The 13,768-nt window shown below is 62.1% G+C and carries 12 protein-coding genes; 4 read left to right on the top strand and 8 right to left on the bottom strand.

The genetic code is table 11. The features are described from left to right. Positions 1-33 precede the first annotated feature (33 nt). Positions 34-786, bottom strand: coding sequence for an anti-sigma factor (locus B0E42_RS24125; protein ID WP_053178690.1), 753 nt, complete (start codon positions 784-786; stop codon positions 34-36). Beyond that, positions 783-1,289, bottom strand: coding sequence for a sigma-70 family RNA polymerase sigma factor (locus B0E42_RS24120; protein ID WP_018602303.1), 507 nt, complete (start codon positions 1,287-1,289; stop codon positions 783-785). The genes B0E42_RS24125 and B0E42_RS24120 overlap by 4 nt, the downstream gene beginning before the upstream one ends. Positions 1,290-1,457: 168 nt before the next feature. On the opposite strand from B0E42_RS24120, the gene B0E42_RS24115 reads away from it, so the two are divergent. Both B0E42_RS24115 and B0E42_RS24110 read left to right on the top strand, forming a co-directional pair. Continuing rightward, positions 1,458-2,540, top strand: coding sequence for a catalase family peroxidase (locus B0E42_RS24115; protein ID WP_077507922.1), 1,083 nt, complete (start codon positions 1,458-1,460; stop codon positions 2,538-2,540). Then, complete coding sequence (locus tag B0E42_RS24110; protein ID WP_003199979.1) at positions 2,537-3,073, top strand: cytochrome b; 537 nt, start codon at positions 2,537-2,539, stop codon at positions 3,071-3,073. Before B0E42_RS24115 ends, B0E42_RS24110 begins: the two co-directional genes overlap by 4 nt. A 37-nt stretch (positions 3,074-3,110) precedes the next feature. On the opposite strand, the gene B0E42_RS24105 is transcribed toward B0E42_RS24110, so the two are convergent. Continuing rightward, the gene (locus B0E42_RS24105; protein ID WP_077507919.1) at positions 3,111-4,262 is read right to left on the bottom strand and encodes a M14-type cytosolic carboxypeptidase; all 1,152 of its coding nucleotides are present in this window, start codon (positions 4,260-4,262) and stop codon (positions 3,111-3,113) included. Between the two features lie 494 nt (positions 4,263-4,756). After that, a complete protein-coding gene (locus B0E42_RS24100; RefSeq protein WP_018602291.1) occupies positions 4,757-5,098 on the bottom strand; it encodes a DUF6124 family protein in 342 nt (113 codons plus the stop codon). Between the two features lie 131 nt (positions 5,099-5,229). Here B0E42_RS24100 and B0E42_RS24095 point away from each other — a divergent pair, with 131 nt between their 5' ends. Beyond that, the gene (locus B0E42_RS24095) at positions 5,230-5,877 is read left to right on the top strand and encodes a LexA family transcriptional regulator (protein ID WP_077507916.1); all 648 of its coding nucleotides are present in this window, start codon (positions 5,230-5,232) and stop codon (positions 5,875-5,877) included. Between the two features lie 29 nt (positions 5,878-5,906). Here the strand turns inward: B0E42_RS24095 and B0E42_RS24090 are convergent, their stop codons facing one another. The 4 genes from B0E42_RS24090 to B0E42_RS24075 are packed head-to-tail and all read right to left on the bottom strand — an operon-like array spanning position 5,907 to position 11,467. Continuing rightward, positions 5,907-7,856, bottom strand: coding sequence for an acetyl/propionyl/methylcrotonyl-CoA carboxylase subunit alpha (locus B0E42_RS24090; protein WP_077507913.1), 1,950 nt, complete (start codon positions 7,854-7,856; stop codon positions 5,907-5,909). Further along, positions 7,853-8,671, bottom strand: coding sequence for a gamma-carboxygeranoyl-CoA hydratase (locus tag B0E42_RS24085; protein ID WP_018602285.1), 819 nt, complete (start codon positions 8,669-8,671; stop codon positions 7,853-7,855). The genes B0E42_RS24090 and B0E42_RS24085 overlap by 4 nt, the downstream gene beginning before the upstream one ends. Before the next feature lie 13 nt (positions 8,672-8,684). Continuing rightward, positions 8,685-10,292, bottom strand: a complete 1,608-nt coding sequence (locus tag B0E42_RS24080) for a carboxyl transferase domain-containing protein (protein ID WP_077507910.1) — start codon at positions 10,290-10,292, stop codon at positions 8,685-8,687. An 11-nt stretch (positions 10,293-10,303) separates the two neighbouring features. Further along, positions 10,304-11,467 carry an isovaleryl-CoA dehydrogenase gene (locus B0E42_RS24075; RefSeq protein WP_013692666.1) on the bottom strand — a complete coding sequence of 388 codons (1,164 nt, stop codon included), beginning with the start codon at positions 11,465-11,467 and terminating at the stop codon, positions 10,304-10,306. A gap of 210 nt (positions 11,468-11,677) precedes the next feature. On the opposite strand from B0E42_RS24075, the gene B0E42_RS24070 reads away from it, so the two are divergent. Next, complete coding sequence (locus B0E42_RS24070) at positions 11,678-13,375, top strand: AMP-binding protein (RefSeq protein WP_077507907.1); 1,698 nt, start codon at positions 11,678-11,680, stop codon at positions 13,373-13,375. Positions 13,376-13,768: the final 393 nt, after the last annotated feature.

Below are 13,768 nucleotides of genomic sequence, written 5' to 3'. Positions count from 1 at the left end.
AAGAACAGCCTGTATCCCCTGTGGGTAAGGGGTTCAGAAATTCAGGGTCTGCTTGAGCCGCTGCACCGTCGGCGTATCACTGGGGATGACCATCGCATAGTTGTAGCCCGGCCCGGACCAGTACTCGGCTTGCAGCTCGCCCTCGCGGCGACTGCCCCGGGGCAGGAGGAAGTTTTTCGGGCCGGGTGGGCGCACGTAGAAGCTGATTTTCTGACCGCTCGGGTCCTGATAGACCACCATCGCCGCCGCGCCTTGTTCGGTGCTGAGCAAGCGCCCGCTGACCGGCCTGAAGCCGGCACCCGACAGGTCTGGCAGCCGGTCGGCCTGGGTGAAGTAGCGGTCGAGCCAGCCTTGCATGCTCTGCTCGTCGCCGGTCTGGTAATCGGCCGGAAGGATGCCCTGCTGGGCAATCAAACGGTATGCCTGCAAGGCATCGGCCATGGGGGCTGCGGCGCTGAGCAGGGTCATTTGCCGCGCCTGCCAGCCACCGAAGCCACCCACGCTGACGGCCAGCAGCAACACGGCGGCGTTGGCCAAATGGCGGCGGGAGCGATGTTTCAGGCGCTGGCGAATCATGGCCGGGTCGAGGTCCGGGTTGGGCGGCTGTTGCAAGGCGCCGCTCAGGGCCGTGCGCAGGTGCTGTGCGTCCTGTTGCCAGGCCCGGACCCGGGCGGCGACTTCCGGCTGGTTGGCCAGGTAGGCCTGCACCAGGCGCTGGTCGGCCTCGCTCAGTTGGCGATCGACGTAGGCGTGCAGGTCGCTGTCGCTGGGGGGCATGTTGATCATTTGAGTATCCGCAGGGTAGGGCGGGTGATTTCGCCGTCGCTGAGTTGGCGCAGGGCCTGGCGAGCGCGGGACAGGCGGGACATGACCGTGCCGGTCGGCACGCCGAGGATGTCGGCGACTTGCTGGTAACTCAAGCCTTCCACCGACACCCACAACAACAGCGCGCGTTGTTCCGTCGTGAGTTGGTCGAAGGCCTGCAGGGACGATTGCGCGATCACGCTGCGCTCGGCCGAAGGGTGGGCATCGTCGCGGCCGGTGAAAAACTCCAGCATGCGCGCATACCGTCGGGAGCGGCGATGACCGTCGAGAAACTGCCGATACAGAATCGAAAACAGCCAGGCCCGCAGATCGCCGTCCGGACGCTTGTCGTTCCACTTGGACAATGCCCGTTCCAGGCACATCTGCACCAGATCGTCGGCGTTGCTCGGGTTGCGCGTCAGCGACACGGCAAAACGCCGTAGCCTGGGGATGAGCTCGCGCAACTGTTCGTCGAATGCGTTCATAAGGGTGTGGCTTCTGTGGGCAGTCACTGCGCCGGGACTGGAAAGACGACCCGCAAACGAGATTATTCCAGTGCAGGAAAAATAAATACGAGGCGTGGGAATAAACCTGTCACGCCTTCGTCTGACGGGTCCTTTCCAACAAATGGCCCCGAGCCCTGGAGCTTTCTCATGGTTGATCCTTCACCCTCGTCGAGCCGGCCACCCTTGAGTGCCGCCGGCCTGACATTGCGCCTGAGCGGCATCGCGGTGATTGTGGCCGCGCTGGCCGGGGCGTTTGCCTACGTCAATGGCCGCCTCGACCCACAGCGCCTGACACCGCAGGCATTGGTCAATGTGCTGGAAAAAAATAACGGCGTTCACCCGGGCTTTCGACGCAACCACTCAAAAGGTGTCTGCGTCGCGGGCTATTTCCAAAGCACGGGCGAGGCCAGCGCCTATTCCAGCGCCCAAGTGTTCTCGCAGCCGCAAACGCCAGTGGTTGGGCGTTTCGCCTTGCCCAGCGGCAACCCCTATGCACCGGACGGCAGTGTGCCGATTCGCAGCCTGGCACTGCGCTTTACCCAGGCCAACGGCCAGCAATGGCGTACCGGCATGAACAGCATGCCGGTGTTTCCGGTGGGCACGCCCGAAGCCTTCTACCAACTCCAGCAAGCCCAGTCGCCGGACCCTGCCACAGGAAAACCGAACCCTGCGGCCGTACCGGCGTTCTTTGCCGCGCACCCCGAAGCGGTGCCGTTCCTGCAATGGATCAAGACCGCCAAGCCGTCGGCCAGCTATGCCACCGAAACCTACAACGGCATCAACGCGTTTTATCTGGTCAACCCCGCCGGGCAGCGCCAGGCGGTGCGCTGGGGTGTGGTGCCGATGAGCCAGGATGCTGCGGATGCGACGCCACCCCAGGGGGGCGACTTCCTCGAGCAAGACTTGGCCAAGCGTCTCGCCGCCGGGCCGTTGCGCTGGCAGTTGAACATCACCCTGGCCAACCCGGGTGACCCGGTGAACGATGCCAGCAAGGCCTGGCCCGCCGACCGCAAGGTACTCAATGCCGGCACGTTGGTGCTTGAGCGCACCCAGGCGCAGGACAACGGCGAATGCCGCGACATCAACTATGACCCGCTGATCCTGCCCCAAGGGATCGAAGGTTCCGAAGACCCGCTATTGGTTGCGCGTTCCGCCGCCTATGCCAGTTCCTACCTGCGACGTACCAGCGAAGTGAGCCAGTTGCCCGCCAAACAGGAGTCCCGCCCATGAGCGCCCCTCGTCACTTTGCACCGCTGGCCCGGCTGCTGCACTGGCTGATGGCAGTGATGATCATCGCCATGCTGTTCATCGGCGCAGGCATGGTCGCCTCGGTGTCCGAACGCCATGAATGGCTGCTGCAGTTGCACAAGCCATTGGGGATCGCGATTTTGCTGTTGGTGATCGTGCGCCTGGTGGTGCGTTTTACTACCCGCCAACCGCCGCTGCCGGCCGATCTACCGGCCTGGCAAGTGCTGGCGGCAAACGCCTCGCATGTGCTGTTGTACGCCCTGATGCTGGTCCTGCCGCTGTTGGGCTGGGGCATGATTTCGGCGGCGGGGGACCCGGTGATGCTCGGCGACTCGTTGCAACTGCCGTCGATTCTGCCAGCCCACGCCCAGACGTTCGCACTGCTGCGCAAGGCCCACGGGTACCTGGCTTACCTGTTGTTCGTGACGGTGCTGGTGCATCTGGCGGCGGCGCTGTTTCACGCGTGGGTGCGCCGGGATGAGGTGTTGGACAGTATGTTGCGCGGCAAAGGCTGATGAAGCCTGTGGCGAGGGACATGATCAGGTCATTGGATCAGCGCAATTCGTCAACCATGGCCTCGATGGTGCTCAACACATCCTTGCCCAGTTGCATCGAGCGTTTGCCAGACCAGCCGGTGATTGGGTTCGGGTGATCGTTGTGGTCCTTGAACGGCATTTCCAGGGTCAGGGACAGGCAGTCATACTTCTGGCCGACCGCGTTACAGGCCAGGGTCATGTTGGCCTGGCCCGGTTCGTCGCGGGTGTAGCCGTAAGCAGTCTGGAAGTCTTTGGTCTGATGCTTGAGATGGCTGCGAAAGCGCTCTTCAAGTTCGGCAATGCGTGGCGTGTAGCCCGGGTTGCCTTCGCAACCGGCGGTGAAGACGTGGGGGATTTCCTCATCGCCGTGAGCATCGAGGAACAGATCGACGCCGTACTTTTCCATTTGCTGCTGGACGAAAAACACCTCGGGGCTGATTTCCGGACTGGCGTTCTGCCAGGCGCGGTTGAGGTCCTGGCCCATGGCGTTGGTCCGCAGATGCCCGTGGAACGCGCCGTCCGGGTTCATGTTCGGCACCAGGTACAGATCGGCCTTGGCGAGCAACTGGTTCAGTTGCGCATCGTCATGCTGCTGGAGGCGTTCGATCACGCCCTCCATGAACCACTCGGCCATGTGCTCGCCGGGATGCTGCTGGGCGATGATCCAGACTTTGCGCCGGCCTTCGGCACCGCTGCCCTTGCGCAGCAGTTGAATGTCACGGCCTTCCACGCTTTTACCGACGGCCAATAGTTCGGTGCCGGCCTTGTGTTGCGCTTGCTCGATCAGCCAATCATGTCGGCCGCGACTGTAGGGTTCGAAGTAGGCGAACCAGGCGTTGGTCTGTTCGGTCTCCAGATAAAAGCGCAGGGCGTCGCCTTCAAATTGGGTCGGAACGCGGAACCAGTTGACGTGATCGTAGGAGGCAACGGCCTGGTAGCCCGTCCAGGCCTTGTTGTAAGACGATTGACTGGCGTTGAGCAGCCGAAAGGAATACTCCTGGCCGACGTGCAGGCCGCTGGCCTTGAAGTGGAACCACTGGAAATGGGCGCTGCGGGTGTCGGGCCTGATCTTGAGCAACGACTGCAACGGGTTGCTGATGTCGACGACCTCGATGTTGCCGCTGTCGAAATTGGCACTGATATCAAAGGAAGATTTAGCCACGGTCACGATTCCTGGAGAGGATTTTCATGGCCATTACTGTACACGCAAGACGGGGGAACCGAGACGATTTACGTCACGTAAACGAGGGGGCGTCCTCCCTGGACGCCGAGCCAGCTTAGAGAGTCTGCAATTGATTCTCAAGCGCTGGTTGTCGATAGTTTTCGCCTGTGTGGCGGGGCGTCTCTTGCAAACGGATATTCATTTGCTATCATCGCCGCCACCGAATTGGCAGCACCCAAAAGACTTCATTAGCCTGAAGCCATAAGCCGAAAAATCGGCAAAAAAAAAGACCCGGCAAAAAGCCGGGTCAAAAACCGTGATTAGCCTGATGAGGAGATATTCCAGAAGTCCGACCTAAGGTCTTCTGATCTATCGACTGATCTCGCGACCAGCTGATGCAATAATAATCATTATCATTTGCAAGTCAAATGGTTTTATCGCACCGATTGGAAAATTTTTCTCGTCGTCCGCGTTCGCGGCGACATTCCCAAGCGTTACCCCTAGCGAGTCGGGTAGCCATCCAGGGATCGGTCAAGCATCACCTTGACCAGATCAATCATGTGCACCACCGAAAATGCCAGGTCACGGCTCGAGCCGTTCAACTGGTTGGCAGACTCGTGGGCGGTCGCCGCTGCACAGCGCAGCAGGTCGCAGGCGTGAACAAGGGCTTCTTCTGCGCTGACGCTGTGGTTGACGTCGAAGAAGCGATGTTCTGACTGTGCCTGGGAAACACTTGGTTTCAAGTAGTAGTCGAGGGCGCGTTTGGCCGCCGGGCAATCCTGAAAGGAAGGGAACGTGCTGTCGAAAGGGCTGCTGGGCTGGTCTTTGTTGGGTGTATCCATGGTGAGGAAAATCTCCGTGTGTGGGGCTGAACTCCTGAATCCAGAATAGTACTTATCGTAATTGTGACGATAATTTAAATACTACAATTTGTGTTTTGAATGGTCGGAGTCATCCACGTATCGTGCCGCACATGGATAAATGGATAGAGTTGGTCAAGGCCAAGATGAAGGAGCTGCGCATCACGCAAGTGGTGCTCGCAGAACGGTTGGGAATGTCCCAGGGCGGCGTCGGCCATTGGCTGACCAGGCGCCGGCAACCCAGTGTCGATGACATGAACCGGGTCCTGCGGGAATTGGGGCTGGAGTTTCTGGAAGTGGCGATGGTGATTCGCGAGCCGGACACCTCCACGGACGAAGGCATGACCCTGGCGCAGAAGTACAACCCGTACTTCCGCTACCCGGTCAGTGAATGGCGCGAGGTTGGCGAGGTTCGCGAAGGCGATCCTGGCGCCTACAGCCCGGCGCGCTACGAACTGACGGACTACCACGCCCTGGGGGCCGCGTTCTGGCTGGTGGTGGTGGGCGACGCGATGACCGCACCCAGCGGCTTGAGCATTCCCGAGGGCATGTCGATCCTGGTGGATCCGGCCGTCGAGGCGGTGCCAGGCAAACTGGTGGTTGCCTGCTTGCCCGGCAGCAGTGACGCGACCTTTCGCAAATTGACCGAGGAGAGCGGGCAGCGTTACCTGGTTCCGCTCAATCCGACTTACCCGAAAAACCTGTACACCGAGCAATGTCGCCTCATCGGTGTGGTGGTGCAGGCCACCATCAGGTTCTGACTGGATCGGCCCTGGGAGCGGGCCGATGTCTATTCTTCGAACGCCACCAGGGCGCTGCCTTCGCTGACCATTTCGCCTTCCTGGCAATACAGCGCCTTGATCACGCCGGCCTTGGGCGCACGAATGCTGTGCTCCATTTTCATGGCCTCCAGCACCACCAGTTGAGCCCCGGCCTCCACCGGCTGGCCGACACTCACCAATACCCTCACGATACTGCCGTTCATGGGCGCGGCCAGGCCACCTTGATGGCTGTGGCTGGCCTCGGCGGCGGCCAACGGGTCGTACAGGTCGATCCGGTGCAGGTCACCCGCCCATTGCAGATACAGGCTGTCGTCCTGGCGAATGGCCCGATGACTGCGGCGCAGGCCGTGGTGCTCGATCACCAGTTGCTCGCCCTCGAGTTCCGCGCAATGGGCGGTAACGTCCAGCGTCAGCGCGCGATCCTGGCCTTCGCAGCTCAGGTGCAAGGTGGTCTCCCTTGGCAGCCCCAGACGCAGCCCGGTGGTGCTGGCCCAGGGCGAGTCGGCATCATCGCCGCGCACGCGCGGTGCCAGGCTCAAGGCGAAGCCCTGGGCGGCTGCTAACCAGAATGCGTCATCCAATTCGCCCGGCTCTGGCAGCAATTGCGCCTGGTAACGTGGGATAAATCCAGTGTCCAGCTCTGCCGCCGCGAAGGCGGGGTGAGCCACGATTCGGCGCAGGAACCCGATGTTGGTTTTCAGCCCGCCAATGGCAAACTCGTCGAGCATGCTCAACAGCCGCAGGCGCGCCTGTTCACGGTCTTCACCCCAGGCAATCAGCTTGCCGAGCATCGGGTCGTAGAACGGCGAGATGTCATCGCCTTCTTCAACCCCGCTGTCGACCCGCCGGCCTGGGCCCTCGGCCGATTCTCGATACAACGCCAGGCGCCCGGTGGCCGGCAGGAAATCGTTGACCGGGTCTTCGGCATACAGCCGCACTTCGATGGCGTGACCGAGCAGCGGCACTTGCGCTTGAGTGATCGGCAAGGGTTCGCCTTGGGCGACGCGGATCTGCCAGGCTACCAGGTCCAGTCCGGTGATCGCTTCGGTGACCGGATGCTCGACCTGCAACCGGGTGTTCATTTCCATGAAGAAAAACTCGCCCCGCGCATCCAGCAGGAACTCCACGGTGCCGGCCCCGACGTAACCAATCGCCTGGGCTGCGCGCACGGCGGCTTCACCCATGGCCCGGCGCAGTTGCGGGGTCAGGCCGGGGGCGGGGGCTTCTTCCACGACTTTCTGGTGGCGGCGCTGGATCGAGCAATCGCGTTCGTTGAGGTACAGGCAGTTGCCGTGTTGGTCGGCAAATACCTGGATTTCCACATGGCGCGGTTTGAGCAGGTATTTTTCCACCAGCATCCGTGAGTCGCCGAACGAGGACTGCGCTTCACGCTGGGCCGAGGCCAGGGCTTCGGCCAGTTGGCTGACGTCCTCGACGACTTTCATGCCCTTGCCGCCACCGCCGGCCGTGGCTTTGAGCAATACCGGGTAGCCGATGCGCTCGGCGGCGTCGCGAAAGGTCTCCAGGTCCTGGGCTTCGCCGTGATAACCCGGCACCAGGGGCACCCCGGCGGTTTCCATCAAGGCCTTGGCCGCCGATTTGCTGCCCATGGCATCGATGGCCGAGGCCGGTGGGCCGAGGAAGATCATCCCGGCGCTTTCTATCGCTCGGGCGAACCCGGCGTTCTCGGACAGAAAACCATAACCGGGATGGATGGCTTGGGCGCCGCTGGCTTTCGCTGCGGCGATCAGCTTGTCGATTTGCAGGTAGCTGTCGGCGGCCTTGCTGCCGCCCAGGTCGACGCGGATGTCGGCTTCACGGCTGTGGCGGGCATCGCGGTCGGTGGCGCTGTGGACGGCAACGGTGGTCAGGCCCATGGCCTTGGCGGTGCGCATCACGCGGCAGGCGATTTCGCCACGGTTGGCCACCAGCAACGTGGTGAGGGCAGGGGCGCTCATCGACGCGGCTCCTTGTTATTCGATTCGGCTTGCCAGTTCGGCGCACGCTTTTGCAGGAACGCCCGCAGGCCTTCCTGGCCCTCCGGGCTGACGCGGATGCGGGCGATGGCATTTTCGGTGTAGCGCCGCAGCGCCGGGGTAAGGGCGCCGTTGCCGACTTCACGCAGCAGTTCCTTGCTGGCGCGCATGGCCGCCGGGCTGTTGAGCAACAGGTTGTCGATCCATTGTTCGACTTGATAATCCAGGGCCTCGGCCGGGTAACTTTCCGACAGCAAACCGATTTCTTTCGCACGTTGCCCGTCGAAGCGCTCCGCCGTCAGGGCATAACGACGCGCGGCACGCTCGCCGATGGCCTGCACCACGAACGGGCTGATCACCGCCGGCGCCAGGCCAATGCGCACTTCCGACAGGCAGAACTGTGCTTCATCGGCGCCAATGGCCATGTCACAAGCGCTGATCAGCCCCAGTGCGCCACCGAACGCGGCGCCCTGGACGACGGCCAGCGTAGGAATTTTCAGCTTGGCGAGGTTGTACATCAGCTCCGCCAGTTCCCGGGCGTCATCGAGGTTGGTGTGGTAGTCGAGCTCGGCCGATTGCTGCATCCAGGCGAGGTCGGCGCCGGCGCTGAAATGCTTGCCGCGACCGCGGATCAGCAGGAAGCGCAAGCTTGGATCGCTGCTGACGTGGTCCAGGGCGAGGATCAGTTCGCGGATCATTTCGGCATTGAACGCGTTGTTTTTCGACTCGCGGCTGAGCCACAAGGTGGCAACGCCCCGTGGGTCGGTGTGCAGTTCGAGGGTGTTGAAGTTATCCATGGGCATTCCCCGTTTACATCCGGAACACGCCGAAGCGGCTCGGTTCGATAGGCGCGTTCAGTGACGCGGACAAGGCCAGGCCCAGCACGTCGCGGGTCTGGGCCGGGTCGATGACGCCGTCGTCCCACAGCCTGGCACTGGAATAATAGGGGTGCCCCTGTTCTTCGTACTGATCGAGGATCGGTTGCTTGATCTCGGCTTCCTGCTCGGCACTGAAGGGGTGGCCGCTGCGTTCGGCTTGTTCACGCTTGACCTGTACCAGCACGCCGGCCGCCTGTTCGGCGCCCATCACGCCGATCCGCGCATTCGGCCACATCCACAGGAACCGCGGGTCGTAGGCGCGGCCGCACATGCCGTAGTTACCCGCGCCGAAACTGCCGCCGATGATCACGGTGAACTTCGGCACTTTCGCGCAGGCCACGGCCGTCACCAGTTTGGCCCCGTGCTTGGCGATGCCGCCGGCTTCGTACTTCTGCCCGACCATGAAACCGGTGATGTTCTGCAGGAACAGCAACGGGATCCCGCGCTGGCAGGCCAGTTCGATGAAGTGCGCGCCTTTCTGCGCGGCTTCGGCGAAGAGAATGCCGTTGTTGGCCAGGATCGCGATCGGGTAGCCGTGCAAGTGGGCGAAGCCGCACACCAGCGTCGTTCCGAACAGCGCCTTGAATTCGTCGAACACCGAGCCGTCCACCAGGCGCGCGATCACTTCCCGCACATCGAACGGCTGCTTGGCGTCGGCCGAAACCACGCCGTACAGCTCCTCGCCCGAGTAGAGCGGGGCAATTGGCAGACGATGCTGCAACTCGCCCTGTTTGCGCCAATTGAGGTTGGCCACGCTGCGGCGGGCCAGGGCCAGGGCATGTTCGTCGCTGTCGGCGTAATGGTCGGCCACGCCGGAGATCTTGCAGTGCACATCGGCGCCGCCCAGGTCTTCGGCACTGACCACCTCACCGGTGGCGGCTTTCACCAACGGCGGGCCGGCGAGAAAAATCGTCGCCTGCTGACGGACCATGATCGCCTCGTCCGCCATGGCCGGCACATAGGCGCCACCGGCGGTGCAGGAACCCATGACCACGGCGATCTGCGGGATGCCCTGGGCACTCATGTTGGCCTGGTTGAAGAAGATCCGGCCGAAGTGCTCACGGTCTGGGAACACCTCGTCCTGGCGCGGCAGGTTGGCGCCGCCGGAGTCCACCAGGTAAATGCAGGGCAGGCGATTCTGCTGGGCGATGGTCTGGGCACGCAGGTGTTTTTTCACCGTCAGCGGGTAGTAGGAGCCCCCTTTGACCGTCGCATCGTTGGCGACAATCATGCATTCGACGCCTTCCACGCGGCCGATGCCGGCAATCACGCCGGCCGCCGGCACGTCTTCGCCATAGACGTCGTGGGCTGCCAATGGGCTGATTTCCAAAAACGGCGAACCCGGGTCCAGCAGCCGGTTGATGCGTTCACGGGGCAGCAACTTGCCCCGCGAGGTGTGCCGTTCCTGGGCCTTGGGACCGCCGCCTTGGCGAATGTGTGCGAGCAGGGTGCGCAGGGCCTCGACGTGTCCGAGCATCGCATCGCGGTTGGCGATGAACTCCGGCGAGCGCGGGTTGAGCTGAGTGTGCAGTGTGGCCATGGTCAGCTCCGTTAGCGGGTTTCGTTGAACAGTTCGCGGCCGATCAACATCCGACGAATCTCACTGGTGCCAGCACCGATTTCGTACAGCTTGGCGTCACGCAGCAGACGACCGGCCGGGAATTCGTTGATGTAGCCATTACCGCCGAGGATCTGGATCGCGTCGAGGGCCATTTGCGTGGCGCGTTCGGCGCTGTAGAGGATCACCCCGGCGGCGTCCTTGCGGGTGGTTTCGCCGCGCTCGCAGGCCTGGGCCACGGCATACAGGTAGGCGCGGCTGGCGTTGAGCTGGGTGTACATGTCGGCGACCTTGCCCTGGATCAGCTGGAATTCGCCAATGCTCTGGCCGAACTGCTTGCGGTCGTGGATGTAGGGCACGATCAGGTCCATGCAGGCCTGCATGATCCCGGTCGGGCCGCCAGAGAGCACGACGCGCTCGTAGTCGAGGCCGCTCATCAGCACTTTCACGCCACCGTTGAGGGCACCGAGGATATTTTCTTCCGGTACTTCGACGTCATCGAAAAACAGCTCGCAGGTGTTGGAGCCGCGCATGCCGAGCTTGTCGAATTTGTTGCTGCGGCTGAAGCCTTTCCAGTCGCGCTCGACGATGAAAGCGGTGATGCCGTGGGGGCCTTTTTCCAGGTCGGTCTTGGCGTAGATCACGTAGGTGTTGGCATCGGGGCCGTTGGTGATCCAGGTCTTGCTGCCATTGAGCACGTACTTGTCGCCACGCTTGTCGGCGCGCAGTTTCATCGAGACCACGTCGGAACCGGCGTTCGGCTCGCTCATCGCCAGGGCACCGATGTGTTCGCCGCTGATCAGCTTGGGCAGGTATTTGGTTTTCTGTTCGTGATTGCCGTTGCGGTTGATCTGGTTCACGCAGAGGTTGGAGTGGGCACCGTAGGAGAGGGCGACCGAGGCCGAACCGCGGCTGATTTCTTCCATCGCCACCACGTGGGCCAGGTAGCCCAGGCCTGCGCCGCCGTATTCTTCCGGTACGGTGATGCCCAGCAGGCCCATGTCGCCGAACTTGCGCCACATGTCGGCGGGAAACAGGTTGTCGATATCGATCTGCGCTGCTCGCGGCGCCAGTTCGGCCTTGACGAAGGCCTGTACCTGGTCGCGCAACATGTCGATGGTTTCGCCGAGGGCAAAGTTCAGGGATGGGTAGCTCATGGGACACCTTTGGCTTTTTTATCGGGTGCGGAGAGTGGAGGAATCGTTCTCACCTTTACGTTAACGTAAGCCTGCGACGAGAGGCTGTCAATCGGCCTTTACGTTAACGTCAACTTGGGCCAGAGTAAGTGCGCTTGAATCGCTTTACCAAAGGCATCTGTGCATGAGATTCCACCGCTACACCCACTAATAAAGACAAGAGGGGGCGTCATGGATCAACCCGGTTCGCATTCGCAGCTCAGCTACACCCGTGGTTCCGAGGACAAGGCCTTGCTGGCCCAAACCATCGGCGAAGTTTTCGACCAGACCGTGACGCGCTATCCCGAGGGCGAGGCGTTGGTGGTTCGCCATCAATCGCTGCGTTATACCTGGCAACAACTGGCCGAGGCCGTTGATCTGCACGCCCGAGCCTTGCTGGCGCTAGGCCTGAAAACCGGCGATCGCCTTGGCGTGTGGGCGCCCAATTGCGCCCAGTGGTGCATCAGCCAGTTCGCCAGTGCGAAGATCGGCGTCATTCTGGTCAATATCAATCCGGCCTATCGCGTCTCTGAGCTCGAATACGTGCTTAAACAATCCGGATGCCAATGGCTGGTGTGTGCCGGGGCGTTCAAGACCTCGGATTATCACGCCATGTTGCAAACGCTGGCACCAGAGCTGGCGGAGCAATCGATCGGCCACCTGCAGAGCGAACGCTTGCCGGATTTACGCGGTGTGATCAGCCTCGACTCCCTGCCGCCGGCAGGTTTCCTGCCCTGGTCGCAACTGGCCGCCCTGGGTGCGGCGGTGACGCCTGCACAACTGGCCGAACGCCAATCCAGCCTGCAGTCCGATCAACCGGTGAATATCCAGTACACCTCCGGCACCACCGGCTTCCCCAAGGGCGCGACCCTCAGTCATCACAACATTCTCAATAACGGTTACATGGTCGGCGAAAGCCTGGGCCTGACGGCTGGCGATCGACTGGTGATCCCGGTGCCGCTCTACCATTGCTTCGGCATGGTCATGGGTAACCTGGGCTGCATGACCCATGGCAGCACCATGATCTACCCCAACGATGCCTTCGACCCGTTGCTGACGCTAAAGGCCGTGGCCGAGGAAAAAGCCACGGCACTGTATGGCGTGCCCACCATGTTCATCGCCCTGCTGGACCAGCCGCAGCGGGGCGACTTCGACGTGTCCAGCCTGCGCACTGGCATCATGGCCGGGGCCACATGCCCCATCGAGGTGATGCGACGGGTCATCAATGAAATGCACATGGCCGAAGTGCAGATTGCCTACGGCATGACGGAGACCAGTCCGGTGTCATTGCAGACCGGTCCTACCGACGAACTGGAACTGCGCGTGACCACTGTCGGCCGCACCCAGCCGCAACTGGAAAGCAAAATTATCGATGAGGCCGGCAATATCGTCCCACGTGGTGCTATCGGTGAGTTGTGTACCCGCGGCTACAGCGTGATGCTCGGTTACTGGAACAACCCCAAGGGCACCACCGATGCCATCGACCCGGATGGCTGGATGCACACCGGCGACCTGGCGACCATGGACGCGCAGGGCTACGTGCGCATCGTCGGGCGCAACAAGGACATGATCATCCGCGGCGGGGAGAATATTTACCCGCGTGAGCTGGAGGAGTTTTTCTTCACTCACCCGGCGGTGGCGGACGTGCAGGTGATCGGCATCCCGTGTTCGCGCTATGGCGAGGAAATCGTCGCCTGGATCAAGTTTCATCCCGGCCACAGTGCCTCCGAACAAGAACTGCAAACCTGGTGCAAGGAGCGCATCGCCCACTTCAAGACGCCGCGTCATTTCAAATTCGTCGAAGAATTTCCCATGACGGTCACCGGCAAGATCCAGAAATTCCGCATGCGCGAGATCAGCATCGAAGAACTGCGCGATAGAGAAGGCTGAGCAAGATCTCCTGTGGGAGCGGGCTTGCTCGCGAAGGCGGTGTGCCAGGCGACATAAATGTTGGCTGTGCCGCCGTTTTCGAGCTCAAGCTGCAAGGGTAATAGCCCGACAGGGCCAACAGCCGTAGGGGGGTATATCCGTTGCTGCGGTAACGGCTGCTTAGGGTTTCGCCCTTACGGCGACTCACTTTCGGAGCGCGAAAGTAAGCAAAGCGCTTTTGCCCCACCACTTGGCACCTCGCTTAGGCTCGGTGTGCCCTCACTCCGGCATTGCTCCGTGGGCCCGCCGCGAAGGGCCATCCATGGCCCAGCGCGGCTATCCCGGCATCCATGCCGGGATGCCCACTCCACAATGCCTGCGTTCGGCCATCGTGGTTAACGGGGCGCCCGAGAT

It is taken from the genome of Pseudomonas sp. A25(2017) (assembly GCF_002001065.1).
Lineage (GTDB): Bacteria > Pseudomonadota > Gammaproteobacteria > Pseudomonadales > Pseudomonadaceae > Aquipseudomonas > Aquipseudomonas kilonensis.
The sequence above is the reverse complement of the archived record's forward strand: the minus strand, read 5'-3'. Positions and strand labels throughout refer to the sequence as shown.

Coding starts and splice junctions, on each gene's coding strand:
- B0E42_RS24100 (WP_018602291.1), bottom strand. CDS start 5,098: ATGGATACACCCAACAAAGACCAGCCCAGCAGCCCTTTCGACAGCACG.
- B0E42_RS24070 (WP_077507907.1), top strand. CDS start 11,678: ATGGATCAACCCGGTTCGCATTCGCAGCTCAGCTACACCCGTGGTTCC.
- B0E42_RS24115 (WP_077507922.1), top strand. CDS start 1,458: ATGGTTGATCCTTCACCCTCGTCGAGCCGGCCACCCTTGAGTGCCGCC.
- B0E42_RS24090 (WP_077507913.1), bottom strand. CDS start 7,856: ATGAGCGCCCCTGCCCTCACCACGTTGCTGGTGGCCAACCGTGGCGAA.
- B0E42_RS24085 (WP_018602285.1), bottom strand. CDS start 8,671: ATGGATAACTTCAACACCCTCGAACTGCACACCGACCCACGGGGCGTT.
- B0E42_RS24110 (WP_003199979.1), top strand. CDS start 2,537: ATGAGCGCCCCTCGTCACTTTGCACCGCTGGCCCGGCTGCTGCACTGG.
- B0E42_RS24095 (WP_077507916.1), top strand. CDS start 5,230: ATGGATAAATGGATAGAGTTGGTCAAGGCCAAGATGAAGGAGCTGCGC.
- B0E42_RS24120 (WP_018602303.1), bottom strand. CDS start 1,289: ATGAACGCATTCGACGAACAGTTGCGCGAGCTCATCCCCAGGCTACGG.
- B0E42_RS24075 (WP_013692666.1), bottom strand. CDS start 11,467: ATGAGCTACCCATCCCTGAACTTTGCCCTCGGCGAAACCATCGACATG.
- B0E42_RS24125 (WP_053178690.1), bottom strand. CDS start 786: ATGATCAACATGCCCCCCAGCGACAGCGACCTGCACGCCTACGTCGAT.
- B0E42_RS24080 (WP_077507910.1), bottom strand. CDS start 10,292: ATGGCCACACTGCACACTCAGCTCAACCCGCGCTCGCCGGAGTTCATC.